The following is a 26,118-nucleotide window of genomic DNA, read 5'->3' as shown; positions in this document are numbered from 1 at the left end:
AATAGTTTACAAAAGATTGTATGGAGGTTCCCTATGATAAAAGTTGGAGTGATTGGCCTGGGTGCGATTGGCCAGCGTTTGATAAGAGGTTTTCAAGAACATCCGGAGATGGAAATTGCGGCTGTGTGCGACTCTTTGGAAGCAAGAGCGAAGGAAACGGCAGCCGAACTTGGCGGTATTCCGGCATTCACGAACCATCAAGAAATGCTTGAGAAATCGGAGTTGAATCTTGTTTATGTCGCTGTTCCCCCTAAGTTCCATCATGCGGTTGCATCTGATGTACTTGCGAAAGGCATACATATTTTATGTGAAAAACCGCTGGCTAACTCGGTTGAGGAGGCTGAAAGTCTATTAAAGCAGGCGCAGGATGCTGGTGTCGTCCATGCGATGAACTTTCCGCTGAACTACAGTGCTGGCAGCAAGACTTTTGAAAAATTAATGAAGGAGAACTATGTTGGCAAGCTGAGAAGAGTCCAATTGAAGATGCATTTCCCACAATGGCCGCGCCCATGGCAGCAGAATGCGTGGGTTGCGAGCAAGGAACAGGGTGGCTATGTCCTTGAGGTTGGTGTCCATTTCATACAGCAGCTGCAAAAGATTTTTGGGTCTGTAGAGGTGAAAGATGTCCACATTCAATTCCCTGAAGACGCGCACGCCAGCGAAAATGCGATCCTTGCAATCTTGAAGCTTGCTGATGGTACTCCTGTACTGATTGATGGCATGAGCCAGATTGCCGGCAAGGAGGAAATTGCCTTCACTGCTTATGGAGACGAGGGGACGTTATCGCTGCTGAACTGGGGACAACTAGTAGGCGGCAAGCTTGGGGAAGAAATCTTACCGCTCAACACAGATGAATCCCTGACAGATTCATTGGTTGATAATCTCGTAAAAGCGATCAAAGGAAATGAATCTACGATCATTGATTTTGCCGCCGGATACGAGGCGCAGGTTATATTGGAGCAACTCAGGAAAGGTTGAGAGCGCGGATCTGCGCTCTCTTTTTTAATGGCTGCTTGTCAGCCAATCCCCAAATATAGCCTGGACAAGTTCACGCTTCTCAACATGCAGCATATGGCCTGCACGATCCAATACAGCCAATGTAGAATTCGGGAGCTTATCCAACAAAAAGAAATGGTCCTTATATCCGCAAATATAATCCATCTTGCCAAGGATGAACAACGCTGATTGTGGTAGGGTTTCAACATCGTGAAATGGTTTATCAGTCATGTAATATCGTTTGGCCTTCCAATCCGAAGCGAGAAAATCACGATTGGCCAAAAGCCTGCCGGGCTGGATTTCTTTCACGAAGGCTTCGAATGTTGCTTCATTTTGGTGGATGAATAGAGTTTCAAATGCGGTTCGGATATCAGGCTCAAGATTTGAAAGCAGCTCTTCATCCTTCTCTAAAACAATTCGTTCTGGCAGATTCCTTTCTTTTACATGCAGTGCTGGAGCCAAAAGGCAAATCCCTTTTACCTGTACTCTTCTCTTATGGATAATACCTTGTGCTAAATATCCGCCAAAGGAAGCGCCAATAAGTGAAAACTCTTTCTCCCAAAATGTATCATCAATAAAGTCCAATAGATTTCCAAGTAAGTCATCCGTTGATTTCACATTATTATCAATATCACTCCGCCCATGGGCAGGCAAATCAATATATACTCTTTGGAAACCTTCAATTTCATTAAAAACAGGTTCAAGCCAGCCTTTCATCGAACGGTGGTCCGTACCCATAGCATGAAGGATGAGCAAGGGAAAACCTTTCCCAATGACTTCATAATGAATATTGCCCTTTCTTACTTTGCAATCCATAGTTTCATCTCCTCTGATCTTGACCTGTTTATCCATTCGCCCCTTCACCAGTTTTTTCCTTCTTTAGGCAACTGCCCTTCACTCTCCGCGTACACCTACATACCTTATATAGAATTTACCGCCACCCTGGCGGACTTTTTTTAAACTAAGGAGTGTGCCCGTATGTATCCGAATCACTATGCTTACAGTCCGCATCAATTTGACCCATATACTCATTATGATTTCAACTATTACACGCAACAGCAGGAACCACATGATCATGATCACGCAAGGCAGCCGGCTCTTGAACGAAGAGTCAGCCAGCTTGAACGGCAAATCCAGGTTCAAAAAACAGAGCTGGACAGACAGAATAAAGAGATTGGCCGACAAAACAGGGAGATTGCAAGGCTTAACAGGGAAATTGGACGTCTTAATAATGAGGTTACGCGCTTAAATCAAAACGATGAACGACACACGCGGCGCTTAAATCGATTGAACCAGAGACTCCGGACAGTTGAAAATCGTTTGAATATTCCATTCCAGGCAACGGATGGAGATTTTTAACAAAGTTATCGTGGACCGAATCTAATTCGGTCCTTGTATATTTTTCCAAATAGAAGAGAAGATAAATTAAAAATAATCTTAATTTTAGTTGGATGAATTGTGCTACTATAGAAAAGTAACACTTATTTAAATTGCGTAAGCTAATGCTTACTTTAGGAGTCAAGAGATGAAAAAAAAGCAATATGTCCTGATCTTTTTCATACTGAGCATTACCTGGATTTTCGGAACAAACTATCTGTTGAATTTATACGCTCCTTCGAAATTTGTTGAAGTAATCGAACATACGAAGGAAATACTGTATGTACTATTAGCAGGATGGTTTTTCTATTTTTTCATCTCGAAGATGGAAGAATTGAGTGCGTCCAAAGAAGAAGAAGAGCGACTGTCCACACTGATCAATTCAATGGTCGATTTCGTCAACTTCAAGGATGGAGAAGGCCGATGGATACAAGCCAATGATTTTGGTTTAAAACTGTTTGATATTGAACACGTTGACTATAGAGGAAAGAAAGACTCGGAGCTTGCGGAATACAGCAATTATTTCAGCGATGCATTAAGATATTGCGAGATATCCGATGAAGAAGCATGGAAAGCAGGCGGAATCATCCGTGTCGAGGAAGTGCTTCCACAGCCGGATGGAACAACCAAGACATTTGATACTATTAAAGTGCCGCTATTTAATGATGACGGAAGCCGGCAAGGCCTTGTCATAATTGGCCGAGATATCACTGAACGAAAAAATGTTGAAACTCTTCTTGAGGAAAGCAGGCAGCAATACCGGTCATTATTTGATTACAGCCCTGATATCGTTTCGATGCTCGACTTGAATGGCACAATCACAAATCTTAATCCACAGTTTGAAAAAATTACGGGTTATAGCAAGGATGAATATATCGGAAAAAACCTGGCAGACTTGATTCCAGATTCCCACAGGCAGATTGTTTTAGATAAGGTTGCCAGCGTGGTAGAAAATCACTGCCCGCAAATGTTTGAATTGGAATTGTTGCATAAGAACGATAAAACGCTCATTTTCCAGAGCACTTCCCTTCCGATCATTGTGAATGACAAAATCGCCGGGATCATTTGCAACTCAAGGGACGTTACGGAGCTGCGCGAAACAGAGGAGCGTTTGCGTAGAACGGACAAGCTGTCGGTAGTCGGCGAGCTATCAGCAAGTGTAGCCCATGAAATCCGCAATCCGCTTACTTCTTTAAAGGGACTTGTCCAGCTTTTGCAGATGGAGGATGAAAAGCATCAGCTATACTACCAGATCATGATCGATGAGCTGAACAGAATCAACCATATCGTCAGCGAGTTGCTATTATTGGCCAAGCCGCAGCAAATTAAATACACTGAAGCAGATTTGCAGGTTATTTTACATGATGTCATTTCACTTTTAAAATCAGAAGCAAGCCTGCATAATATCCAAATCGAGTTTCAGGTACAAAGCGAGCCTGTCATGATAGAATGCGAGCCGAATCAGCTGAAGCAGTTGTTTATCAACATTTTAAAGAATGCAATTGAAGCATCTTCAGCGGGGGATGTCGTCAACATCTCACTCGAGAGCTTTGATAACAATGTTACAGTTGTGGTTAAGGACCAGGGTGTAGGGATATCCAAAGAGCTGCTCGAAAGAATTGGTGAACCTTTTTATTCTTCCAAAGAAAAAGGTACCGGACTCGGAATGACCGTCAGCTTCAAAATTGTTCAATCTCATAACGGTACAATCAAGTTCAAAAGCGAACCTGCTAAAGGTACAGACGTAATCGTTCAATTGCCGATCAAGCACGCAGGTGAAATACGAAGAATAGGATCAGCAGCAAGATAAAACGCGAAAGGATCAGTCCTTTCGCGTTTTTTTAATCTTCATCCTTAATATCGATATCGTCGGGCACCGGCTCATTCATGATTTCCTCAACAAGTTTTTTATATTTCTCCATCTGTTTCATATGCATGTTGAATTGATCTTTGTAAATCAAATAATGGTCGCCATCATGAATGGCCCTTATTTTTCGCTGAAAAATCATCTTTTCTACTTTCGATTCCGGGATCGATAAGTATTCTGCTGCTTCTTTTACTGTCAAATACACCCTGTATTCAGTCCTTTTTCTTAATCTCAGCAGCAAGCCTGTCAACCAGCTTTTCTGCTGTCCTTCTGTAAAAATTACTTATATTAATGAGTGATGCAATCATTAATACCGTTTCTAGTTCCTCAGGTTCATCCGCATCAAGCCTCTTTACTTCCTGTTTAACATCTTGCTCCGTTTTCAGGACATCCTCACTGAAGATTTCAACATTTTTCTCATAAAGCTTCAAATAACTTTGATAAAAATCGCCTAGCGGGATATCCCCTGCCTCGGTCCTCTGGTTAACCCCTTCGAGAGTCTGCTTGATATCCTGGATGGACAAACCGCCTTTCAGCTGATAAATCAAGCTGATCAGAATCAGGTGCTCTTTCGAATACTTTTTATTTTTTATCGGGAAGAACAGCTTCCCCTTCGCGTAATTATTGATCATTGTTTTCGTCAGGACTTTTTCTTCCTTATTCCTTGTCGAACTTCCAAAATTCTTTTCGAATAGCTGGATTACCTGGTCCATGTACAAGTCGATTTCCGGAATGTCTTCCAATGCAATATTATTTTCAAGTTTAAGCTCAGCTAACAGCTGTTCTATATTATTCAATAGTAATCCCTCATGTTTTTATTTCATTATAATGCAAAAAAACGCAATCGTAAACATTGACTATGTATCGTTATGCATATATTATTATAAGTAGTTATTAATACTATATAAAGCGATATGGAGGTTAAAATTATGAACAGCTACATCCGCGAACCAATTAATGGTCTGACTCATCTTGCCGGTGCTTTACTTTCCTTTGCAGGCCTGCTTGCCCTCGTCATCAAAGCTGCACTTACCACAGGCTCACCGCTGGCTATTACTTCTGTCACGATTTTTGGCATCAGCATGATTCTTCTTTATACTGCATCTGCTACCTATCATATGGTCATCAGCAAAGATAGCGTGATCGCCTTCCTTCGAAAAATCGACCATTCGATGATTTTCGTATTGATTGCCGGAACCTATACACCGTTTTGCCTGATAAGCCTTAATGGAGTGACAGGCTGGACCTTGTTCGGCATCATTACATTCGCTGCTTTGTGCGGAATCCTCTTTAAGATGATTTGGTTCAGGAGTCCAAGATGGCTTTCTACCTCTATCTATATTGTCATGGGCTGGATGGTCATTTTCGTCGTCTCTCCCCTTTCTTCCGTCTTAAATCCTGCCGGAATATTCTGGCTGGTTGCCGGGGGAATCATGTACACGATCGGTGGCGTCATTTATGCGTTGAAACCAGATTTCCTTCGTTCTAAGCATCTCGGTTTCCATGAAATTTTCCATATTTTCATCATGCTCGGGAGCCTTTCCCATTTCTTGAGCGTTTATTTATATGTCCTATAAAGAGAGAAAAGGTGCCTGCAAAAACAGGCACCTTTTCTAATAGAACATCCTTCTTCTTTGTTTTTGCGCAGGCTGATACTTCCGCATCGGACCATAATCCAATACTTCCTTCAAATAATAATCACCATTTGGGTTTTGCTGCTTCAGCAGTTCCGTCAAATATGTAATGTCATCCATCGCCCTGTGCGTCTGGAATTTCGAAATGTTATGCGCCTGCAGTAAAGTCAGCAGTTTGCTGTTGGGAAAGCCATGGTTCTTCCATTTAACATTCTTCATCGTGCAATACCAATTCAACTCGTTGACTTCTGGATACATCCTTAATAAAAAGCTTCTGTCGAATGAAGCATTATGGGCAAAAATCGCATCGGTGCGATTGAAATAATCCATAATTTTTTCATCGTAAAATGTCTTTCCACGAACCAGATCATAAGAAATCCCATGAATCCGGTACGCTCTGTCATAATTTCTTTGCGCAGTCGTGGATAGCGGCTCCCTTAAATAAGAATCTTCATCGAGAATATCGATTATTTCTCCTGATTCCTCGTGAAAGGAGAAAAGCTTCACAGCCAGTTCTATTATTTCATCTGAATCTGGACCAAGTCCAGTTGTCTCTACGTCCACTACCAATCCAAGCTTGTTCTCTTTGTTCAAAAATGTCACCCTTTTCAGCTGGAATATATGATCCTATTATTTATCATATAGCAGGAATTCACCCATTTCCAGCTAAAGGCATACTTAAGAAACTATTTCCAAATTAATATTTGCTGGTCATCTCAATACTTCCACCAGCATTCTTCAGAAAAATTTTCAAAAGAATAAAGCCTAATGTCGCACCAGCCAGTGAGCTCGCGAGGAAAGCAGGAATGAATCCAAAAACAGCTGCCTCCTGGCCTAGAAAAAGTACTGCAATTGGATAGCTGGCAATTGCACCGATGATTCCTGTGCCAACTACCTCACCGGCAAAAGCGAAACCTATTTTCTTCGTTTTTTTAAATAAATATGCAGCAAGGAGTGCACCAATCATGCTCCCCGGAAAGGCAAAGACTGAACCAGTCCCCATCAAATTCCTCAGCAGTGAAACGCCAATGGCCTGTGCTATCGCGTAATATGGTCCAAGTAACACGGCAGACAATATATTGATGAAATGCTGCACCGGAAATACCTTCACAATACCAAGCGGGATAAACAACATGTGGCTGGTCAATGTACCGATGGCTACCAACATTGCAGTAAGTGTAAGCTTTTGTGTGTTTCTCATTTTACCCTCCGTTTAGTGAAAAATTTTGCCTCTCAATTTGGCTGCTGCTTCCCTGACGTCATCTGCATGGCTGATCGCAGTAATCACTGAAACTCCATCGGCTCCAGCTTCCATCACGAGCGAAGCATTCTCAGCGGTAATTCCTCCGATACCGACAATCGGAATCTCAAAATCTTTTAACTCCTTGATAAGTGCAGTTCCCTGAACATCTCTTGTATCCTTCTTTGTTTCTGTTGGAAATATCGGGCCAACGCCAAAATAATCCGCACCTGCAAGCTTTGCCTTTTCTGCCTCTTTTACACAATGCACAGATACTCCCAGAATTTTGTCACCGATTTTTTTGCGGACCTCCTTTGCATCCTCATCCTCCTGACCAATATGGACGCCGTCCGCATCAAGCTCAAGGGCCATTTCGATATCATCGTTCACAATGAACGGTATGCCATTGTTCTTGCAGATTCTTTGCAGCTCCCTTCCCATCGACAGCTTTTCCGTCCCTTCAAGGCAGTTACTCCCTTTTTCACGATATTGAAAAAGAGTGATTCCTCCGCGAATTGCCTCTTCCAGCACTACTCGGGGATCCTCCAGGCAATTGGTGCTGCCGGTGATAAAATACACCTTAAGCAAACTTCTCATTTTACCTGGACTTATCTTTGCCATGTCGCAATACTTCCTTTCTCCCTGTTAAAAGCCCAATGGTTTGTTGGGCCGTGACCTTGGCCAATACTCAGCGGGTTTGCGATGGCAGCATGGATGAACTCCTTCGCCACAGATACCGCGTCATATACTGTCAATCCCTTCGCAAGCTGTGCCGTGATGGCAGCGGAAAAAGTGCAGCCAGTTCCGTGCGTGTTCTTCGTTTCAATTCTTGGAACAGAGAAGAACTCAAAGTCTGCACCATTAAAAAGGAGATCAACAGACTCATTCGCATCCTCATCATGACCGCCTTTTATGACGACGTTTTTTGCTCCCAGGGCATGGATACGCCTTGCCGCTTCCTTCTTGTCATTGTGACTGTGTATAGTCATCCCGGTCAGCACTTCTGCTTCAGGAATATTGGGTGTGACCACGAGGCAAAGTGGAAGCAAATGATCTTTCAGGGCAGAAACAGCTTCCTGCTGAAGCAATGACGCTCCACCCTTGGCAATCATGACCGGATCGATAACTACCTTATCCCAGGCAAACTGCTTTATTTTATCAGCAACGGTTTCAATGATTTCTGCGTTGAAAAGCATTCCTGTCTTCAAGGCATCAACCCCTATATCTTCTCCTACCGATTGGATTTGCCGGGCGACTGCCTCTGCCTCCATCGGAAAGACTCTCTGGACACCAAGCGTATTTTGCGCCGTTACAGCGGTCAGCGCAGACATCCCAAAAACTTTCAGCTCCTGGAACGTTTTCAGATCCGCCTGGATGCCAGCACCGCCACCGCTGTCCGAGCCCGCAATTGTTAAAGCTTTTTCCATATCAATCGACCTCCTTTCGAGTAAGAGACATTTTCTCAATCAAATCGTTTCCACCAATCAGGTAGAGCTGGTTTAAAAATTCACTTTGAAAACTCCCAGGTCCGCGATCAGCACTATTGTCAGCAGCCATTTCCGCTGCCACTCCATAGATGGTTACTGCTGCTGTTGCCGCTATGAGCATATTTTTTTCAATAGCAGTGAATGCGCCAATCACTGACGTCAGCAAACAGCCGGTTCCCGTCACTTTTGTTAACATTGGGTGCCCATTGTGGACAATAAATACAGTATGTCCATCTGTAATAATGTCGTCTTTACCAGTAAGGACAACAACTGTCTTCAATTTTTTCGCGGCCAAAATAGCAAGCTCCAAAACATCCCCATTTGATTCGCCAGCATCCACTCCACGTATACTCCAATTCTCCCCGGCAACATTGGCAATCTCGGATGCATTCCCTCTGATAATCGCAATCTCCAAATCTTCCATCAACATCCTAGCTGTCTCGGTACGATACTGTGTCGCGCCCGCACCAACAGGGTCCAGGATAACCGATACTCCATGCTCGTTCGCCGCCTTGCCGGCAATCAGCATCGACTCTACGACTTCTTGCCTAAGCGTTCCAATATTGAGGACAATACTTCCCGCCATCCTCGCCATTTCAGCAACTTCCTCTTGAGCATATGCCATTACCGGGGACGCCCCCAGAGCCAGCAATCCATTGGCAGTAAAGTTGGTTACCACAACATTGGTTATGTTATGTACGAGCGGGTTCTCCCTGCGGACTCTGTCCAGCAGTATAGCAATCTCTTTCTTTTCCATCCTGTAACCTCATTGAAAAAATAAAAAAGCCAGATCCATATGTGGACCTGGCTTAGAAGCAAAGTAAGAAAAACATCTCTCACACTACTTTCCTACGCTGGTATTACCCAGATCAGGTCCGAAGGGTTAAAAGACATAACGTCTTTCTCTCAGCCCGTAACAGGGCACCCCTAGTAGTAAATCGAATATTCAATTATTCTCATCCTAACCTTAACTTTTATTTATGTAAAGACATAAAATCATATTTGCTATTTTTCATTATTTAGTAATTCTTTGATTTCTTTTAGCAGTTCATATTGCTGCTCCTGTTTTTCCATGATTCTATTAGCCAATTTCTCTAGTGTTTTCGTAATGGACCAAAGAGCCAATACCAGGACAACAACCAAGCCCAATTCATTCATCTTTATCTACTTTCCCTTCTGCAATATCATCAAATGGAGTATAGTTGTTGCTCGGCAATTTTCCGGAGCGGATTACTTTATATATCGTATAGAACACTACAAACAGGACAATAGCGGTAAAAATATATCCCATAATTAACCAGCCTCCTTTTCACCATTATACCTTAAAAATTGAATTTTGAGATTCCTTTAAAATGGCGTTTCTGATGTTCTATGCTAATATGAAAATATACATAGTAATGGGAGTTGAAAGGAAATGAAGAACGAGATCATTGAAAGATTCACTTCATATGTTAAAGTGGACACCCAGTCTAATGAAAACAGCGAGACCACTCCATCGACAGAAGGCCAGCTGACTCTTGCGAATATGCTTGTCGAGGAATTAAAAACGATTGGAATGTCAGAAGTGACGATTGACGAGAATGGTTATGTGATGGCGACTCTTCCTGCCAATACGGATAAAGAAGTGCCAACTATTGGCTTCCTTGCCCATGTGGATACGGCAACTGATTTTACCGGCAAAAATGTAAACCCTCAGGTTGTGGAAAACTTCGACGGCAATCAGATTATCCTTAACGAGGAACAAAATATCATTCTTTCTCCGGCCGATTTTCCTGAGCTGCCTCAGTATAAAGGCCACACTTTAATTACGACCGATGGAACTACTCTTCTTGGCGCGGACAACAAAGCTGGAATTGCTGAAATCATGACGGCAATGGCTTATTTGAACAAGCACCCGGAAATCAAACATGGTAAAATCCGTGTTGCGTTCACACCGGATGAGGAAATCGGCAGAGGGCCGCATAAGTTCGATGTTAGAGCATTCGATGCAAAATTTGCTTATACTGTTGATGGCGGACCGCTTGGCGAACTGGAGTATGAAAGCTTTAACGCAGCAAGCGCGAAGGTTACTTTTAAAGGCAAGAACGTCCATCCAGGTACAGCAAAAGGAAAAATGGTGAACTCTGCAAAAATCGCGATGGACTTTAACAGCAAGCTTCCAGCAGAGGAAGCACCTGAGCATACAGCAGGATATGAAGGCTTCTTCCACCTAAGCTCAATTGAAGGCGATGTTGAAGAAACAACACTGCACTATATTATCCGTGACTTCGACCGTGACAGCTTCGAGGCCCGGAAGGATTTAATGCAGAAAATCACCAATGAATTAAGACTTACACACGGCGAAACCCGTGTTGAGCTTGAAATGAACGACCAGTACTACAATATGAAGGATAAAATCGAGCCGGTAAAAGAAATTGTCGACATTGCTTACGAGGCGATGGAAAACCTCGGCATCAAGCCGATCGTCAAACCGATCCGCGGCGGCACAGACGGTTCCCAGCTTAGCTACATGGGACTGCCGACACCTAATATTTTTACAGGCGGAGAGAACTTCCACGGAAGGTTCGAATATATCTCTGTGGATAATATGTTGAAATCCGTTGAAACAATAATAGAAATAGCTAAACTCTTTGAAGCTAAAGCCTAACAACAAGAAGCCAGACTCCCAACTGAAAGGAATCTGGCTTCTTTTTTTAGGAGCGACTTAACTCAATATCCGCCTCAGGACCTATCCAGATTTAAATCGGAGGTACATTGGGATAAAGAGCGATTACCCTTATTCTAAATATAGAACGAAGTTGAGAGGAGATTTAAAAAAAATGAAACGAATTTTAGTTATTTTCCTGATAATAACCGGGGCTTATATCGCTTGGAATTATATCTTCGATGGCAGTGGAGTAAACTTTGCACAGGCGGAAGACGCCGTGAAGGTGACCGATCAAACGAAAAATATCACAATCGATGTTTCAAGCGTCGAGACGATGATTGTGCCAGAAGACCGGGATGATGTTCGTGCCGAGCTGAAGGGCAAAGGTACGGTAAAAGTTGATAAGCATGGAAATGAAATCGAGGTTGCTGTTAAACGCAAAGGCTTCTTCTGGTTCAACTGGTTTGAGATGGAGAAAACAACTCTGACCGTTTATATTCCTGAAGACTATGAAAAGAATATGGAAATCGAGCTTGGCTCAGGCGAAGTTGTATTCAAGGGACATTCGGTTGATTCCCCGATGAAGCTTAAGGAACTTGCGATTGATATCGGATCAGGAAGGATGGTCCTGGAAAACCTGGATGTTGAAACATACGTGCACCACAGTTCATCAGGCGAAGTGGAAATCAATTCAGTAGCTGCTGGCTCTGGTTCATTTGAAGTCAGCTCCGGAAGCGTCAATGTCAAAAACTACTCTGGCAAGCTTGATGCAGATGTGTCCTCGGGTGAGCTAGAAATCCAGATGGATTCTTTGAGAGATGATGTTGATTTAAATGTAAGTTCAGGAAATATCGAGCTGGATTTACCAGATGATACTGATTTTACGTTAAACGGAAAAATAAGCAGCGGTGACCTATCGAGTGATTTCCCGCTTGAAAACAAAGAAGAAACTGATAACCGCCTTAGCGGCAAACACGGAAGCGGGAAATACAAAATCAACGCTGATGTATCAAGCGGCAATATTGAAATCTTTTAAAGAAATGAGTTGGCGAACTGGATTTCCAGTTCGCCATTTTACTTTTTGCGAATGTACCTCCCCAGAAAAATCCACCTAGCAAACTGGAAAAAAAGCGCAGAATTTCCAATTCGCCAATAAATTTTTATTTTCGCCAATATAATGAGATTATCGCCAATAAAAATAAAAAATCGCCAATAAAATTGTGAACTCCGCCAATATAATTAGATTATCGCCAATAAAGGCGCGAACTTCATTCTGAGAGGGCACATCTCCATCTTATTGGACTGGAAAAATCAGCTGATAATTCCCAAATCGCTAAAAAAAAATATATTTCCGTTATAAACCTGGATTAGAAACATTTATTCAGAGAATAACAACCGTAACAAAGCCTGGTTCAAGCTAACCAGGCTTCTTTTTATATCTAGATATCTTTGTTTTTCAACCTTGTTCATTTAAAATGAATGCAAACACTTCCTGAGGAGTACGGTTATGTTCGAATTACTCATTACGATGTTGGAACGGCTTGGCATCATTGTAACGATTGCTTTCATTTTAACAAGATTCCGCTTCTTTCGGGGGTTGATTTACCATGATTCCCTGAACCGGCGACAGCAGTATTTTGCGATTGTATTCTTTGGTTTTTTCGGGATTATTGGTACATATTCCGGGATGAGTTTTTCAACGGATAATCTCCAGTTCAACCCCTGGGCTGCTGACCTGGCTTCGGATGAAGCGATTGCCAATTCCCGTGTGATCGGGATCGTGATTGCCGGCATGCTTGGCGGATACAAGGTCGGTATTGGTGCCGGCTTGATCGCGGGGGTGCATCGCTTCACGCTTGGCGGGTTCACTGCACTTGCCTGCGGACTTGCAGCCATCGTTGCCGGAATCATTGCCGGCCGCTTTCAGAAGAAGAAAAACAATGTCAATCTGAGGACCGCATTCCTGGTTGGGGCAATTGCCGAAACAGTGCAGATGCTGATTATCCTTTTGATTGCGAAGCCTTATGAGCAAGCGCAAACACTTGTCGAAATTATCGGTGTTCCAATGATTATCGCAAATGGCCTTGGGTCTGCTTTATTTTTGATGGTGATAAAAAATGTTGTTTCCGAAGAGGAAAAGACAGGAGCGATGCTTGCGCAAAAAACCCTGCGAATCGCTGACCAGACACTCGCATACTTGCGCAAGGGCATCAATCAGGATTCAGCCCGGGCAGTCTGCCAGATTTTGCACAACGAGGTGCAGACTAGTGCGGTCGCAATCACCAACCAAACTGAAATCCTGGCCCATATCGGACTTGGTGATGACCATCATCGCTCAACAAGTCCCATCCAGACGCAGATTACGAGGGATGTACTGAAAAGCGGCAAGCTTGTCGTCGCGAATGATGAAACGATTCACTGCCGCGAGCAAAGCTGCCCTCTTGGTGCTGCAGTGATCGCTCCTTTAAAACTGCGCGACGAAACGATTGGCACGCTGAAGTTTTATTTTAAATCGGAAAAAGAAATCACCAATGTCGTCATTGAGCTGATATCCGGCCTTAGCAACCTGCTCAGCAACCAGCTTGAAATCGCTGAAGCGGATAAAGCCTATCAGCTTGCCAAGGAGGCTGAAGTAAAGGCCCTGCAGGCACAAATCAGTCCTCACTTCCTTTTCAATACAATGAATGTCATCACATCGCTGATCAGGATTGACCCTTCAAAAGCGAGGAAGCTGCTTGTCTCTCTTTCCCATTTCCTTCGTCAGAACCTGACCGCGACGACAGTATCAATGACAACACTTGAGCAGGAATTGGCCCATGTGAAAGCCTATCTATCTATTGAAGAGGCCCGTTTTGTAGAAAAACTGAAGGTTACCTATGATATTGAAGATGACGCTTTGCCTGTAAAAATTCCGCCGCTGACACTGCAGCCAATTGTAGAAAATGCCGTAAAACATGGAATCATGAATATGGATCATGACTGCCAAATCCATATAGAGGTTCATAAAGCCGATAAAAGCACGCTAGTAACGGTGAGAGATAATGGACAGGGAATGAGCAAGGAGCGAATCAATCAGTTAGGTAAACAAATAATTGATTCAGAAACAGGAAGCGGGATCGCACTTTTCAATGTGAACAGAAGACTTACGATGAATTTTGGGGAAGCAGCTTCACTGCGGATTAAAAGTGAGCCCGGAAATGGAACGGAGATTTCTTTTACGATTCCACAAGCGGAGGAATGATAGATGGACAAGATGATACGAACTTTAATCGTTGATGATGAATTATACAGCAGGGATGAGCTGAAGCATTTATTGCAGTCCTTCCCTTCCATCCAGGTTGTCGGGGAAGCTGAATCAGGGGAAGCTGCGGTCATGAAGGCCTTGCAGCTCCATCCGGATGTTGTCTTCCTTGATGTTGAAATGCCTAAAATGAATGGAATGGAAGCAGCCAAAGCGCTGATGGAATTAAAGAAAACTCCACTGATTGTGTTCGCAACCGCCTATCCGCAATTTGCTGCCGAGGCATTCAGATATGAGGCAGTTGATTACTTGCTTAAACCCTATGATGAGAATCAGCTGATGGAGACGGTTTTGAGGATTGAGAAGCATTTCCACACGCCAGCTGAGCAAGAGCCGGGCAAGCAGACTGGCAAGCTTGCCGTAGAAGGTGATGGCGAGATTTTTTATTTAGACCCAAAGGATATCCTGTACATTTCGAGAGAAGAAAAGTATTCAAAGATTGTTACGAAAACAAGGGAATACGAAACCAAAATCCCTTTAAAGGACCTTGAAATCAGACTAACGACATACTCTTTTTTCCGCATTCATAAAAGCTATATTGTAAACCTGGATTATGTCACCCGCCTCACCCCATGGTTCAACGGGGCCTATCAATTGGAAATCGAAGGTCGGGATGAAATGCTGTCCGTCAGCCGGAATTATGTAAAATCGCTGAGGACACAGCTGGAATTATAAGTTTTCATTAAAGCATCTTAAGGGTGCTTTTTTGCATTTCAATCGACATATTTTGCACTTCAGTCTCATTTTCCTGCATCTTGTTCACAAAACAGCCACAATTCCAGCTTCTTTATTATACTTAATGAAAACGCATACAATTTCACTTTGAGGAGGTTTCATATGTATACCTTTCTAGCTGGTATCGCACTACTAATCATTGGTTATTTTACGTATGGCAAGTTTGTAGAAAAGGTTTTCGGCGTGAATGATGTTCGTACCACTCCCGCATACACTCATAAAGATGACGTTGACTATGTGCCAATGTCCACAGCAAAGAACTCTCTGATCCAACTTCTTAATATCGCTGGTGTCGGACCTATTTTCGGGCCGATCATGGGAGCTCTTTACGGGCCGGTTGCCTTCCTTTGGATCGTTCTTGGCGCGATTTTCGCTGGTGCTGTCCATGACTACCTGACAGGGATGATTTCCATCCGCAACCGTGGAGCGCATCTTCCTGAACTTGCAGGAAAGTTCCTCGGAAAATTCATGAAACATGTTGTTAACGCATTCGCAATTCTTCTCTTACTTTTAGTTGGTACCGTTTTCGTCACAGCTCCCGCTGGTCTGCTTCATACATTGATGGACGGAAAGGTAACAATGGGAATCATCATTGCAGCAATCTTTGTTTACTATATTTTAGCGACGCTTCTCCCAGTTGATAAAATCATTGGCCGCTTCTACCCTATTTTCGGCGCATTGCTGTTGATCAGTGCAGTCGGAGTAGGTGCAATGCTTGTCATCACTGGTGCACCGATTCCTGAATTATCTTTAACGAATTTCCACCCTGGTAATGCAGCGATATTCCCACTATTGTTCTTAACAATTTCTTGTGGAGCGCTATCAGGTTTCCATGCTACACAAACACCGATCATTTCACGTACAACGCAAAATGAAAAGAATGGCCGCAAGATTTTCTACGGCATGATGATTGCTGAAGGTGTCATCGCAATGATCTGGGCTGCTGCGGCAATGAGCTTGTTCGATGGCTACAACGGCTTGAACGACATGCTTGCAAACGGCGGACCGGCGGCAATCGTAAGTGAAGCTTCAACATTGATGCTTGGCGCAATCGGTGGAACTCTTGCAGTTCTTGGTGTAATCGTACTTCCAATCACATCTGGTGATACAGCATTCCGTAGCGCACGTATGATCATCGCTGACTACTTCAATTTTTCACAGAAGAAGATCACCAGCCGTCTTTGGATTGCTGTTCCTTTATTCGTTATCTCTTTCGCTTTGACAAAAATTGATTTCACGCTTCTGTGGAGATACTTCTCCTGGGCTAACCAATCAACAGCGGTTATCGCGCTTTGGGTTGGTGCCATGTACCTGTTCATCGCCAAGAAGAACTACTGGATCGCGATGATTCCCGGTATGTTCATGACGGCAGCTACGACTTCCTATATTCTTAATGCTCAAATCGGATTCGGCCAGTCGCTGACTGTATCCAATATTGGAGCAGTAATCGTAACAGCTGTCATCACAGTTATTTTCTTCAACGCTGCTAAAAAAGCACGGGCTAAAAACATCCCGCTTGAAGAAGATATTTCTGGCTATAATAAGGTGGCGTAACGATGAGCGGATGCTGCAGTCCGGAGTACCGCAAATCGGTCAATGAGAAGGAAAGTCAGGTGAATGAGAAAGGGAAAGAGCAGCTTCCCTTTCTCGCAAAAATCATCATTGTCCTTATTACAGCAGGCGGGCTTCTTGCAGCCTTCCTTTCTTATTAATAAGACAAACACCAGGGTGCACGCTTGATTCCAGGCGTGCACTTTTACATAGTTTAGGAGGTTGATGGAAATGAAAATATTGATCGTAGGAGCAGGTGCAATTGGAGGTTACTTTGGAGGCCGCCTTTTGGAAAAAGGAGAAGATGTCACATTCTTGGTCCGTGAAAAGCGCCAGCAGCAGCTGCGTTCCAATGGGTTGTTAGTGGAAAGTATTCATGGGGATATGCGCTTTGCAGAACCTAAGACTATTTTGGCAGGAGAAAATACGGAACCATATGACGTAATTCTTGTATCCACAAAGTCCTATCATCTGGATGGCGCGGTTGAGAGCATCAAGCATTATGTTGGAGACGAAACGATGGTACTGCCATTATTGAACGGAATAGCACATCTTGATGTGCTGACAGAAGCATTCGGTGCTGAAAAAGTGATTGGAGGCCTTTGCTTTATCGAGACTACCCTGACTCAAGATGGAAAAATAGTTCAAACCAGTCCCATCCATGATTTGGTCTTCGGTGAACGAAATGGCGAAAAAACTGAACGAATCTTGCAGCTTGAAGAAGCATTTAGCGGAACAAAAGCAAGCTTCCACCTTTCTGAAAAAATTCAGCAGGAAATGTGGCATAAATACTTATTCATCACTTCACTGAGCGGTATTACCTCCCTGTTCAGGTCGCCGATCGGTCCAATACGCGATCAGGAGAACGGCTGGAAAACAATCGAGAGCCTGGTGCATGAAACTGCGGAAATCATGGATAAAATCGATGCCCCTCTGGCAGCAGGAGCTATGGATGGTATCCTGGGGAGAATGAAGGAAATCGGCCATGGAATGAAATCCTCCCTTCAGCGTGATATGGAAAAGTCACTGCTGACAGAAGCTGATCACCTATTTGGCTACTTGCTGAAGAAAGCTGAGCAGTCTGGATTGACGGCACCGATTTTATCTGCCATTTATGCTAATGTGAAAATCTACGAGAGCGGACTTGGTGCTGGAAAAAATCCGCGATAATTTCCAGTTTGCGAATAAAAAGGGTTTTTTGCGAATAAATTTGTTTATTTGCGGATAAACTTTTGGTTCTTGCGAATAAACTTCATTTATTTGCGAATAAATCCTGGTTTACTGCGAGTAAAATCCTATTTTTGCGAATATCTCCATTATTCTAGTCAAAAAAATGGCTGAGCCTTATGTGTTCACTCGAGACACATAGACTCAGCCATTTTTTAATAGATTTTCGCTTCTTCTTGCCCTTTCATCACTCTTAAAGCACCTGCAGCCAGGGATTCCATTTCCGCTTCACCAGGCAGGACGAAAACTTTTCCCAGGAAACTGATTTTCTCCTGTATCATATTTGCAATCATATCTGAATGGGCGATTCCCCCGGTAAGAATGATTCCGTCAATCTTCCCTTCCAGTACGGTCGCCATCGCGCCGATCTCTTTTCCAATCTGGTGGACCATCGCTTTTAAAATAAGACCAGCCTTCGAGTCACCCTCAGCAGCCAGGTTCTCAGCTTCTATAAGATTCTTGGTACCAAGATAGGAATACACACCACCCTGCTTAGTCATCATCAGAAGCAATTCTTTTTCAGTATATTTTCCTGAAAAACAAAGCTGGACGAGCTGTTTTGCCGGGAGCCCGCCTGCCCGTTCGGGAGAGAACGGTCCCTCATTTTCGGCATTGTTGACATCTATGATCCTGCCATTCTGCAGTGCAGCGACTGAAATGCCTCCTCCTAGATGGGCCACAACAAAGCTTGTATCATCCAAATCCTTCCCAATTCCGGCTGCAATTTTGCGGGAAACGGCCTTGATATTGAGGGCATGGACATGGCTTTTCCTCTCAATATCAGCCAGTCCGGAAATCCTCGCTTCATCAATCAGTTCATCCACACATACTGGGTCAACAATATAGGCTGGTATTTGATGAGTTCCAGCTATTTCCGCTGCGATAATGGATCCCAGGTTCGATGCATGATTGCCATATTTCCCGGAGCGTGCATCATTCAGCAAATTTTCATCAACTATATATGTCCCGCTGTCCATCGGCTTCAGCATCCCACCCCGGCCAACGACCGCGTCCAGCTCTGAAGGTTTGAAGCCCTTCAACCGTAAAGCTTCCATGATGGACTCAAATCTGTACTGCAGCTGGTCGGCTAATTCCGGCAGCTTTATGATTTCAGCATCAGCATGACGGATCGTATCTTCAAATAGTAATTTTTCATCTTCGTAAACTGCTAGCTTGGTAGAAGTGGAGCCTGGATTTATCGCTGAAATTTTCATTATACCTCTCCTATCTCTCAAACGCTGACCGTTGTATTGGAAGCCGCAACGACGGCCAGTGCAATCGAAGCCAATTTAGCCTCAGCGGTGTCTGACCGGGAGTTCAATACGAGGGGCACTTTCGCACCAAGCACGATTCCTGCCATCGTTCCCTTCGCAAAATACGTAATCGCCTTGCCAAGGAAGTTTCCAGCTTCAATTGTTGGGACTATAAGCAGATCCGCTGCTCCCTCAAGCTCACTATCCAGCCCTTTGTGCAGAAGGGATTCCCTGCTGATGGCGAGGTCCAGCGGAAGCGGCCCTTCGATTAGCAGCGACTGGCTCGATTCATTTTTAATAACCATAGCCAGGTGATCGGCTTCCACGGTCACGGGCATCTTCTCGCTGACTCGTTCATTCGCTGCTAAAATCGCTACCCGCGGACGGTCCACTCCAATTCTGTCCAGGAACTCAACCGCATTTTGGATGATTTGCTTCTTCTGCTCAAAATCCGGCGCAATATTAATACCGCCATCACTCATACTAATCAGCTGTTCCGCACCAGGGATGTCGAACACGGAGATATGGCTGATGACACGGCCAGTTTTTAAATTAAGCTCCTTATGAAGCACTCCTTTTAAAAATGGGGTGCTATTCACAAAGCCTTTCATGATTATCTGCACTTGAGCATCGCTTGCCAGTTTAGCAGCAATAAAAGCATTTTCATTTTCAGTATAGGCCGGATATACAGGATATTTTTCTACAGAAAAGTTAAGCTCTCTTGCCAGCTCAAAGATTCTTTGCGGATCTCCGACTAAATAAGGTTCTATGATTCCGAGCTCCACGGCTGCTTTTACAGCTTCGAGCACATCCCTGTCATGTGCAGCGGCAACGCTCATTTTTACCGGCGGCCTTTTTTGTGCTTCAAAGATGACCTCATCAAAACTTTTATAGCGCATGCTTCTCACCTCCTGCTGCTTAACCTGTATACTTGCTCTGGATTCGGCTGATTTTTTCAATCTTCTCTTCTACTAATATATTTGCAGCTTTATACGTTGGGATATCATGAGTTTTGGAGATTTTGTAGATTTTTTCAAGAATATCATAGATCATGCTGGCATTCCTGAACGCCCGTTCCTTGCTGTACTCATGGAGTTCATCCGCCACCTGAATCAACCCCCCGGCATTTGCCACATAGTCCGGAGCATAGAGGATACCTTTCTGATGCAGCATGTCACCGTGCCTTTCTTCTGCCAGCACATTATTCGCTGCACCGGCAACTGCAAGGCACTTGAGTTTTGGGATCGTGATGTCATTGATAACTGCGCCCAATGCATTCGGTGAAAATATGTCGCATTCTACGCTGTAAATATCAAGTGGTTCAACTGTTTCGATATCTGGGAATAGCTCCTTAACTTCTCTTACATTCTCTTCAAAAATATCAGTGACGATCAGCTTCGCCCCTTCTTCATGAAGGTGGCCAACAAGAATGCGGCCAACTTTTCCAAGGCCCTGGACCGCAATTTTACGGTCCCGAAGTGAGTCTGTTCCAAATATCTCTTTTGCCGTTGCCTTAATTGCTTTCCATACACCGAACGCTGTGATTACAGCTGAATTGCCGCTGCCGCCATATTCTTCAGGTAAGCCAACAAGGTAGGATGTTTGTTTTGATGCGGAAACAAAATCCATGCCCACCGTACCGACATCCGTTCCTGTGTAAAAGCGGCCCTTTAATGTTTCAATGAATGAGCCAAAAGCCTGGAAAAGCTCATCCGATTTTTCCGACTTGGGATCCCCGATGATGACCGCTTTCCCACCTCCATAGGTCACACCCGAAACGCCGCATTTATAGGTCATTCCTTTTGAAAGGCGCAGAACATCTCGAAGCGCTTCTTCAGTCGATTCATAATCCCACATCCGGCATCCCCCTAGCGCCGGACCAAGCGTCGTATCATGGATGGCAACAATCGACTTCAATCCAGTTGCCTTGTCATAGTTAAAGATCACCTGTTCATGCCCCTGGCTTTTCATTTCTTCAAAAATATCCAGCACCATTTTCTGTTCTTCCGTTAGCAACACAAAATCCCCTCCCGAAATCGGACCTGGCCAAGCTGCGTCAGTGTAGGTAGTTTCCAGATCAACAAATTAATGTAAGCCCTTACATATTTTCATTATAAAGACTTTAACTGCTGCTTACGGTGATATATCTTACACTTCTATGGCAAATCAACTGGAAAAAATCGAGGTAAATTTCCAGTTCGCCAATAAAGTTGTGAACTCCGCCAATAAAATTGGTTTATCGCCAATATAATGAAAAAATCGCCAATATAATGAAATTTTCGCCAATAAGTCTCGGATTTTCGCCAATAAACACATCATTATCACTAGTAAGAGGCTTCTGCCAACTTAAAATGAACGAAAAAAGAACCAAAGCAGAGTACTGCACCCCAAAAGTTAACTGAAACTTACTTTGGAGGGCAATTCACTGAGACTTTGGTTCTTTTTAAACAACTTTTATTATTGAACTCCTGGAAACCATCCTGGTGTGTTGACGATTGCCTGCCATAATGGATCCGGAACGACAAGCCGCTTCTGTGCACCTGTATCGAGCTTTGTTTCGATTTCATTTTCACGGCCTGTTTCGACTTTTTCTACCCAATCTGGGTCAATGATCAGTTCACGGCCCAGCGCAAGCAACGGCACTCCCGTCCCAAATGCTTTAATAACATCTTCTGCACTGTACAGCGAGCCGACACCGATTACAGGAACTTTGCCGCCGACGCGTTCGTGGATGATTTCCATCCTTGAACGGTCATCGTCGACACCTCTTCTTGGCTTCGACCAGAAATCATTTAAAGAGACATGCAAGTAGTCCAGGTCCTTTTCAGCCAGGGTATCAATCAGTTCCAATGTATCAGCCATTGTAATTCCCGGCTCTTCAGGTTCTTCCGGTGAGAATCTGTATCCGACGATAAACGGGTCCTTTGCGTGCTTTGCGGTTACTCTTTTTACCTCATCCACAACCGCTAATGGGAATGCCATTCTTTTTTCCAGGGATCCGCCCCATTTATCGTCGCGTCTATTTGAATGAGGAGAGAAGAATTGCTGAATTAAGTATCCATTGGCTCCATGGATTTCTACGCCATCAAAGCCTGCTTCAATCGCCCGGCGCGTTGTCTCGCCGAACGCAGCAATGATCTCGTTCACCTCTCCTCCCGTCAATGCTCGGGGTGCTTTCGCGCTATTCCGCTCTGATTGGACATCGCTCGCACTGACGATATCCCCGTCTGGCACAAGCTCTGGAGGACACTCGCGGCCGCCATGGAAAATTTGCAGCACCGCTTTAGCACCTTCAGCTTTTATTGCAGATGCCAGCTTCCTAAGACTCGGAATCATTTCATCGGTATCCGCACCGAATTCTCCATGGAATCCTTTCCCACTAGGAGTTACGTATGTACACGCAGTTACCACCATGCTGACGCCTTTCGAGCGCCGTGCGTAATATTCTGCTTCCGCGTCCGTTACGGTTCCATCCTCATTCGATGAAAAGTTGGTCATCGGCGCCATAACAAGTCTATTCTTCAGGTTAATTCCATTCGGGAATGTAAATGAATCAAATAATGGTTTAAATTGTTCATTCATGGATGTGATCCTCCTTCTTTAGCATACGAAAGTGTAATAGCCTAAACCGCTTTCTATTAAACATCCTGGTTATTATTTGTATTCATCCCGAAAAAAAACAGCGAAATGAAATCCCGCTGTTTACTCGTGTTGATTATTGATGCTGCGAACGATCTACGATTAAAAAGCGACTTTCTTATTTACTCGTTTTATCAATCGCTGCCTTTATCGTTTTTGCCTGCTGTTCCATATCACCCATCCCCTGGAAATGGACATACATGATTCTCGGTTCCTCATGCATCATATGGTTGTGCAAGGCGGTTACTTCAAGCTTCCCTTGTCGCAATGCATCGAGAACAGGATTTACTTCTTCCTGCAGAATCGCCAGCTCTCCCATGACTGCAACCTGCCCGTCTACCTTTTCAAACCCAAAATGGAAAGCTAGCTCCATCGTTTCTGGAGACAGCTTTTTGCCCATATGAGTCGGCTTAATATTTTTACGGACAATTTCCACCTTGCAGATCCCATTTTCAGATTCAACATTAGAATTGAATATTATTTCAAGTTTTTCACAGTCTGCATTGCCCTGAGCCTGTACAGCTGCAGGTAAAAAGAGAGCAAGAACCAAAGTTGCTGCCATTATTGACCTAATCAATTCGGCCACTCCTTTTTTAACCTTAGCATCTCTAGTTAGGGCTTCATTATACAAGCTGTTTTCCCATTTACTGTTGCTTTTCGTACACATACACTGACTCGCATCCCTAAAGATTTCGGGGCTCTTTTCGAAGATGCCTTCCGATTCGGATAGGAGAAACCATCAGTAATAACCCAGAAGCCGGTTTTTACTTTGGGGGTAAAAAGCAACAAATTTTACGAAAAGGGCATTATACAATGTACAAAATAAACAAAGGCACTCTGCTACTGCAGAATGCCTACTTGTTCATTATTATTGATAAGTAATTGTTCCATCTCTTCCATTGGAAGCGGTCTGCTGAAATGGTAACCCTGTCCGATTACACAGCCGTTTTTAAGCAAAAATTCAACCTGCTCCCGTTCCTCTACACCTTCTGCAATGACACTAAATTCAAGATTGTGTCCCATGTCAATGATTGTCTTGACCATCGCTCCTTGATTGGAGTGATGGATGATATCATCAACGAATGATTTGTCGATTTTGATTTTATCAATTGGGAAATGCTTCAGTAGGCTTAATGATGAATATCCGGTACCGAAGTCGTCAATTGCAAGCGTTATGCCAAGCTCCTTTAGTTGGTCCAGTATCAATGCTGTCTTCTCGCTGTTCTGCATGACACTCTCTGTGATTTCAAAATCAAGATAATTCGGTGCCAGTTGAGTATCAATCAGTACCTGTTTTACACAATCAATGAAAGTGTCTTCCTGCAGCTGGCGAACAGAAATATTCACTGACATCGGTATTGGGCTGTAGCCTTTCTCCTGCCATACTTTGTTTTGAGCCGCTGCCTTTTCCAGCACCCATTTTCCAAGAGGAACGATCAATCCTGTTTCCTCGGCCATAGGGATGAATTCAGCTGGTGAGATGAGGCCTTTCTCCGGATGCACCCAGCGCACAAGTGCCTCTACCCCAATGATTTTCCCTGTTTCCAAATTCACCTGTGGCTGATAATGGAGCATAAGCTGGTTTTGCTCCAACGCTTTCCTCAGGCCATTCTCCAGCTCCATTTTTCTGGAGGAGAGTCCGTGCAGCTTGTCGGTATAAAACTGGTAGTTGTTCTTCCCGCGATCTTTTGCGAGGTACATCGCGGTATCAGCATGCTTGATCAGCGTTTCCTCATCCTGGCCATCCTCTGGTGCCATGCTGATTCCAATGCTTGGGGTCACGAAGAACTCCTGGCCTTCAATAGTGATTCCTTCATTAAATTCATTAAGGATTCTTTCTGCGACTTCAATGACTTGTTCCTTCCGGAAATCCTTAAGTACAATGATGAATTCATCACCGCCCTGGCGTGATACAAGCCCCTGCTCTTTGACCGCATTTTTCAACCTGGTGGCAACAACCTTTAACAATAGGTCGCCAACACGGTGGCCTTTCGTATCATTAATAATCTTGAAACGGTCGAGGTCAAGAAAGAGTACCGCGAGATTCCCGTTGCCGTTTGAAAGTGCACTATTCAGGTGCTTCCTGACCATATTCCGATTCGGCAGCCCGGTAAGAACGTCATAATAGGCCATATATTTAATGGTTTTTTCCGCCTTCTTGCGCTGCGTCAGATCACGGCCGACAATTTGTTCAGCCATTCTTCCTTCATATAAAATCGGCATCGCGGACATTTCTACATCAATTTCTTGTCCGTCTACCTGTGTTGCTTTAAATTCGAACCAAAGTTTTTCCTCAAAATCTTCATCTATTGTCAATTCACGATTTTTTATATGGGCCAGTACATCATGAGGAATAAGCGTAGATATCGGCCGTCCGATCAATTCTGCCGGACTTTCAGCCTTGAACAGCCTGCAGCCTGCTTCATTGATATAATCCAGCTTTCCTCTGCTGTAGACGGCAATCAGATCTGGGGACATTTCCACAAGGCTGCGATAGCGTCCTTCACTTTCCTTCCGGTCGGTAATGTCAAAAAGGACACTGGTAAAATCAGCGAAATTTCCGTTTTCATCAATGACAGGAATGCCTCTATCCTGGATCCAGCGAACCTCTCCATCTGGACGAATGATCCGATATATACTAGTGACTGCTTCCCCTCTTGAAAATCCTGCTTCCCTTTCAGCCAAAACATGCTGGTCCTCTGGGTGGATGACTTTTTTCCAAAGCGTGCTGTCATGATAAAATTCTTCAGACGAATGCCCGTATAGTTTTTCAATCCCAGATGTAATCAGCAGTGTGTCTTTCTTGAGGTCATGTGACCAAATCGCGACATCCAGAGTGTCAAAAATGCTTTTCAGCCTCTTTTTATGCTCCTGTAAATCCACTGCTGTATTTTTCATCCCTTTGAATACCCGGAAGACCAATGCAATAAAAACAAAGGATACGGCTAAGTCTATCAAATAGCCAACCGCTTCACTCATGGAATAATAAAACGAAGTCAGCCAATCAATCAGCTCCGCGAACAGAAGAAAAAAGATTATAGATAATCCGGTGTATTTTTGTATCTTCCCGTCATTGCCCATTCAAACATTTCCCCCTGTGCCAAGCTGAATGCTTGTCTTGAAAAAAATACTAAATATTCCTTTATTAACATAACAAACATATG

27 protein-coding genes and 1 riboswitch are annotated in these 26,118 nt (G+C 43.8%); of the genes, 11 read left to right on the top strand and 16 right to left on the bottom strand.

What is annotated here, in order from left to right; translation table 11 throughout:
* Positions 1 to 33 precede the first annotated feature (33 nt).
* Positions 34 to 978: a Gfo/Idh/MocA family protein gene (locus tag CD004_RS03665; protein WP_102261534.1), complete on the top strand. Its 945-nt coding sequence runs from the start codon at positions 34 to 36 to the stop codon at positions 976 to 978.
* Positions 979 to 1,002: 24 nt separating this feature from the next.
* Here the strand turns inward: CD004_RS03665 and CD004_RS03660 are convergent, their stop codons facing one another.
* The gene (locus tag CD004_RS03660; RefSeq protein WP_102264980.1) at positions 1,003 to 1,812 is read right to left on the bottom strand and encodes an alpha/beta fold hydrolase; all 810 of its coding nucleotides are present in this window, start codon (positions 1,810 to 1,812) and stop codon (positions 1,003 to 1,005) included.
* 162 nt (positions 1,813 to 1,974) lie between these two features.
* On the opposite strand from CD004_RS03660, the gene CD004_RS03655 reads away from it, so the two are divergent.
* Together CD004_RS03655 and CD004_RS03650 are read left to right on the top strand one after the other, a co-directional pair.
* Positions 1,975 to 2,355, top strand: coding sequence for a hypothetical protein (locus CD004_RS03655; RefSeq protein ID WP_102261533.1), 381 nt, complete (start codon positions 1,975 to 1,977; stop codon positions 2,353 to 2,355).
* Positions 2,356 to 2,521: 166 nt separating this feature from the next.
* Positions 2,522 to 4,183: a PAS domain-containing sensor histidine kinase gene (locus CD004_RS03650; protein ID WP_102261532.1), complete on the top strand. Its 1,662-nt coding sequence runs from the start codon at positions 2,522 to 2,524 to the stop codon at positions 4,181 to 4,183.
* 31 nt (positions 4,184 to 4,214) lie between these two features.
* Here CD004_RS03650 and CD004_RS03645 read toward each other — a convergent pair whose 3' ends face one another.
* Positions 4,215 to 4,445, bottom strand: a complete 231-nt coding sequence (locus CD004_RS03645; protein ID WP_102264979.1) for a helix-turn-helix domain-containing protein — start codon at positions 4,443 to 4,445, stop codon at positions 4,215 to 4,217.
* A gap of 7 nt (positions 4,446 to 4,452) precedes the next feature.
* Positions 4,453 to 5,037 carry a DUF1836 domain-containing protein gene (locus CD004_RS03640; protein WP_102261531.1) on the bottom strand — a complete coding sequence of 195 codons (585 nt, stop codon included), beginning with the start codon at positions 5,035 to 5,037 and terminating at the stop codon, positions 4,453 to 4,455.
* A 132-nt stretch (positions 5,038 to 5,169) separates the two neighbouring features.
* Between CD004_RS03640 and trhA the strand changes: the two genes are divergently transcribed.
* On the top strand, positions 5,170 to 5,817 hold the full coding sequence (gene trhA / locus CD004_RS03635) for a PAQR family membrane homeostasis protein TrhA (RefSeq protein ID WP_102261530.1): 648 nt from the start codon (positions 5,170 to 5,172) through the stop codon (positions 5,815 to 5,817).
* 36 nt (positions 5,818 to 5,853) lie between these two features.
* Here the strand turns inward: trhA and CD004_RS03630 are convergent, their stop codons facing one another.
* The 7 genes from CD004_RS03630 to CD004_RS23695 all read right to left on the bottom strand — a co-directional run bounded on the left by CD004_RS03630 (position 5,854) and on the right by CD004_RS23695 (position 9,892).
* Complete coding sequence (locus CD004_RS03630; protein ID WP_102261529.1) at positions 5,854 to 6,468, bottom strand: exonuclease domain-containing protein; 615 nt, start codon at positions 6,466 to 6,468, stop codon at positions 5,854 to 5,856.
* Between the two features lie 103 nt (positions 6,469 to 6,571).
* On the bottom strand, positions 6,572 to 7,075 hold the full coding sequence (thiW, locus tag CD004_RS03625; protein ID WP_102261528.1) for an energy coupling factor transporter S component ThiW: 504 nt from the start codon (positions 7,073 to 7,075) through the stop codon (positions 6,572 to 6,574).
* Positions 7,076 to 7,087: 12 nt separating this feature from the next.
* Positions 7,088 to 7,735 carry a thiamine phosphate synthase gene (thiE, locus tag CD004_RS03620; RefSeq protein ID WP_102261527.1) on the bottom strand — a complete coding sequence of 216 codons (648 nt, stop codon included), beginning with the start codon at positions 7,733 to 7,735 and terminating at the stop codon, positions 7,088 to 7,090.
* A complete protein-coding gene (gene thiD, locus CD004_RS03615) occupies positions 7,723 to 8,541 on the bottom strand; it encodes a bifunctional hydroxymethylpyrimidine kinase/phosphomethylpyrimidine kinase (protein ID WP_180321275.1) in 819 nt (272 codons plus the stop codon). The genes thiE and thiD overlap by 13 nt, the downstream gene beginning before the upstream one ends.
* 1 nt (position 8,542) lies before the next feature.
* Positions 8,543 to 9,358: a hydroxyethylthiazole kinase gene (gene thiM / locus CD004_RS03610; RefSeq protein WP_102261526.1), complete on the bottom strand. Its 816-nt coding sequence runs from the start codon at positions 9,356 to 9,358 to the stop codon at positions 8,543 to 8,545.
* A gap of 72 nt (positions 9,359 to 9,430) precedes the next feature.
* Positions 9,431 to 9,540: riboswitch (TPP riboswitch) on the bottom strand.
* Positions 9,541 to 9,606: 66 nt separating this feature from the next.
* A complete protein-coding gene (locus CD004_RS24000) occupies positions 9,607 to 9,759 on the bottom strand; it encodes a hypothetical protein (protein WP_170029938.1) in 153 nt (50 codons plus the stop codon).
* Positions 9,752 to 9,892, bottom strand: a complete 141-nt coding sequence (locus CD004_RS23695) for a hypothetical protein (protein WP_158651481.1) — start codon at positions 9,890 to 9,892, stop codon at positions 9,752 to 9,754. Before CD004_RS23695 ends, CD004_RS24000 begins: the two co-directional genes overlap by 8 nt.
* A 123-nt stretch (positions 9,893 to 10,015) precedes the next feature.
* Here CD004_RS23695 and pepT point away from each other — a divergent pair, with 123 nt between their 5' ends.
* The 7 genes from pepT to CD004_RS03580 all read left to right on the top strand — a co-directional run bounded on the left by pepT (position 10,016) and on the right by CD004_RS03580 (position 18,005).
* Positions 10,016 to 11,248, top strand: a complete 1,233-nt coding sequence (pepT, locus tag CD004_RS03605) for a peptidase T (RefSeq protein ID WP_102261525.1) — start codon at positions 10,016 to 10,018, stop codon at positions 11,246 to 11,248.
* A 172-nt stretch (positions 11,249 to 11,420) separates the two neighbouring features.
* Positions 11,421 to 12,284, top strand: coding sequence for a LiaG family protein (liaG, locus tag CD004_RS03600; protein WP_102261524.1), 864 nt, complete (start codon positions 11,421 to 11,423; stop codon positions 12,282 to 12,284).
* A 471-nt stretch (positions 12,285 to 12,755) separates the two neighbouring features.
* Positions 12,756 to 14,489, top strand: a complete 1,734-nt coding sequence (locus tag CD004_RS03595) for a sensor histidine kinase (protein ID WP_102261523.1) — start codon at positions 12,756 to 12,758, stop codon at positions 14,487 to 14,489.
* Between the two features lie 3 nt (positions 14,490 to 14,492).
* Positions 14,493 to 15,224: a LytR/AlgR family response regulator transcription factor gene (locus tag CD004_RS03590; protein ID WP_102261522.1), complete on the top strand. Its 732-nt coding sequence runs from the start codon at positions 14,493 to 14,495 to the stop codon at positions 15,222 to 15,224.
* A 162-nt stretch (positions 15,225 to 15,386) separates the two neighbouring features.
* Positions 15,387 to 16,838, top strand: coding sequence for a carbon starvation CstA family protein (locus tag CD004_RS03585; protein ID WP_102261521.1), 1,452 nt, complete (start codon positions 15,387 to 15,389; stop codon positions 16,836 to 16,838).
* Positions 16,839 to 16,840: 2 nt separating this feature from the next.
* Positions 16,841 to 16,996, top strand: coding sequence for a hypothetical protein (locus CD004_RS23995; protein WP_170029936.1), 156 nt, complete (start codon positions 16,841 to 16,843; stop codon positions 16,994 to 16,996).
* Positions 16,997 to 17,066: 70 nt separating this feature from the next.
* Positions 17,067 to 18,005 carry a ketopantoate reductase family protein gene (locus tag CD004_RS03580; RefSeq protein WP_102261520.1) on the top strand — a complete coding sequence of 313 codons (939 nt, stop codon included), beginning with the start codon at positions 17,067 to 17,069 and terminating at the stop codon, positions 18,003 to 18,005.
* 212 nt (positions 18,006 to 18,217) lie between these two features.
* On the opposite strand, the gene buk is transcribed toward CD004_RS03580, so the two are convergent.
* From buk to CD004_RS03550, 6 genes are all read right to left on the bottom strand, one after another.
* A complete protein-coding gene (buk, locus tag CD004_RS03575) occupies positions 18,218 to 19,276 on the bottom strand; it encodes a butyrate kinase (RefSeq protein WP_102261519.1) in 1,059 nt (352 codons plus the stop codon).
* A 17-nt stretch (positions 19,277 to 19,293) separates the two neighbouring features.
* Positions 19,294 to 20,214 carry a bifunctional enoyl-CoA hydratase/phosphate acetyltransferase gene (locus tag CD004_RS03570; protein ID WP_102261518.1) on the bottom strand — a complete coding sequence of 307 codons (921 nt, stop codon included), beginning with the start codon at positions 20,212 to 20,214 and terminating at the stop codon, positions 19,294 to 19,296.
* A 19-nt stretch (positions 20,215 to 20,233) separates the two neighbouring features.
* Positions 20,234 to 21,304, bottom strand: coding sequence for a Glu/Leu/Phe/Val family dehydrogenase (locus CD004_RS03565; protein WP_158651623.1), 1,071 nt, complete (start codon positions 21,302 to 21,304; stop codon positions 20,234 to 20,236).
* A 468-nt stretch (positions 21,305 to 21,772) separates the two neighbouring features.
* Positions 21,773 to 22,897, bottom strand: a complete 1,125-nt coding sequence (locus tag CD004_RS03560; RefSeq protein WP_102261517.1) for an NADH-dependent flavin oxidoreductase — start codon at positions 22,895 to 22,897, stop codon at positions 21,773 to 21,775.
* 175 nt (positions 22,898 to 23,072) lie between these two features.
* Entirely contained in the window at positions 23,073 to 23,531 is a 459-nt protein-coding gene (locus CD004_RS03555; RefSeq protein ID WP_158651480.1) for a DUF1259 domain-containing protein, read from the bottom strand.
* A gap of 263 nt (positions 23,532 to 23,794) precedes the next feature.
* Positions 23,795 to 26,035: a sensor domain-containing protein gene (locus CD004_RS03550; RefSeq protein ID WP_102261515.1), complete on the bottom strand. Its 2,241-nt coding sequence runs from the start codon at positions 26,033 to 26,035 to the stop codon at positions 23,795 to 23,797.
* Between the last annotated feature and the right edge of the window lie 83 nt (positions 26,036 to 26,118).

Source organism: Mesobacillus jeotgali (assembly GCF_002874535.1).
GTDB lineage: Bacteria > Bacillota > Bacilli > Bacillales > Cytobacillaceae > Mesobacillus > Mesobacillus jeotgali.
The sequence above is the reverse complement of the archived record's forward strand: the minus strand, read 5'-3'. Positions and strand labels throughout refer to the sequence as shown.

Coding starts and splice junctions, on each gene's coding strand:
- CD004_RS23995 (WP_170029936.1), top strand. CDS start 16,841: ATGAGCGGATGCTGCAGTCCGGAGTACCGCAAATCGGTCAATGAGAAG.
- CD004_RS03550 (WP_102261515.1), bottom strand. CDS start 26,035: ATGGGCAATGACGGGAAGATACAAAAATACACCGGATTATCTATAATC.
- CD004_RS03660 (WP_102264980.1), bottom strand. CDS start 1,812: ATGGATTGCAAAGTAAGAAAGGGCAATATTCATTATGAAGTCATTGGG.
- thiM (WP_102261526.1), bottom strand. CDS start 9,358: ATGGAAAAGAAAGAGATTGCTATACTGCTGGACAGAGTCCGCAGGGAG.
- trhA (WP_102261530.1), top strand. CDS start 5,170: ATGAACAGCTACATCCGCGAACCAATTAATGGTCTGACTCATCTTGCC.
- thiW (WP_102261528.1), bottom strand. CDS start 7,075: ATGAGAAACACACAAAAGCTTACACTTACTGCAATGTTGGTAGCCATC.
- buk (WP_102261519.1), bottom strand. CDS start 19,276: ATGAAAATTTCAGCGATAAATCCAGGCTCCACTTCTACCAAGCTAGCA.
- CD004_RS03650 (WP_102261532.1), top strand. CDS start 2,522: ATGAAAAAAAAGCAATATGTCCTGATCTTTTTCATACTGAGCATTACC.
- CD004_RS24000 (WP_170029938.1), bottom strand. CDS start 9,759: ATGAATGAATTGGGCTTGGTTGTTGTCCTGGTATTGGCTCTTTGGTCC.
- pepT (WP_102261525.1), top strand. CDS start 10,016: ATGAAGAACGAGATCATTGAAAGATTCACTTCATATGTTAAAGTGGAC.
- thiD (WP_180321275.1), bottom strand. CDS start 8,541: ATGGAAAAAGCTTTAACAATTGCGGGCTCGGACAGCGGTGGCGGTGCT.
- CD004_RS03585 (WP_102261521.1), top strand. CDS start 15,387: ATGTATACCTTTCTAGCTGGTATCGCACTACTAATCATTGGTTATTTT.
- CD004_RS03590 (WP_102261522.1), top strand. CDS start 14,493: ATGGACAAGATGATACGAACTTTAATCGTTGATGATGAATTATACAGC.
- thiE (WP_102261527.1), bottom strand. CDS start 7,735: ATGGCAAAGATAAGTCCAGGTAAAATGAGAAGTTTGCTTAAGGTGTAT.
- CD004_RS03595 (WP_102261523.1), top strand. CDS start 12,756: ATGTTCGAATTACTCATTACGATGTTGGAACGGCTTGGCATCATTGTA.
- CD004_RS03665 (WP_102261534.1), top strand. CDS start 34: ATGATAAAAGTTGGAGTGATTGGCCTGGGTGCGATTGGCCAGCGTTTG.
- liaG (WP_102261524.1), top strand. CDS start 11,421: ATGAAACGAATTTTAGTTATTTTCCTGATAATAACCGGGGCTTATATC.
- CD004_RS23695 (WP_158651481.1), bottom strand. CDS start 9,892: ATGGGATATATTTTTACCGCTATTGTCCTGTTTGTAGTGTTCTATACG.
- CD004_RS03580 (WP_102261520.1), top strand. CDS start 17,067: ATGAAAATATTGATCGTAGGAGCAGGTGCAATTGGAGGTTACTTTGGA.
- CD004_RS03560 (WP_102261517.1), bottom strand. CDS start 22,897: ATGAATGAACAATTTAAACCATTATTTGATTCATTTACATTCCCGAAT.
- CD004_RS03655 (WP_102261533.1), top strand. CDS start 1,975: ATGTATCCGAATCACTATGCTTACAGTCCGCATCAATTTGACCCATAT.
- CD004_RS03570 (WP_102261518.1), bottom strand. CDS start 20,214: ATGCGCTATAAAAGTTTTGATGAGGTCATCTTTGAAGCACAAAAAAGG.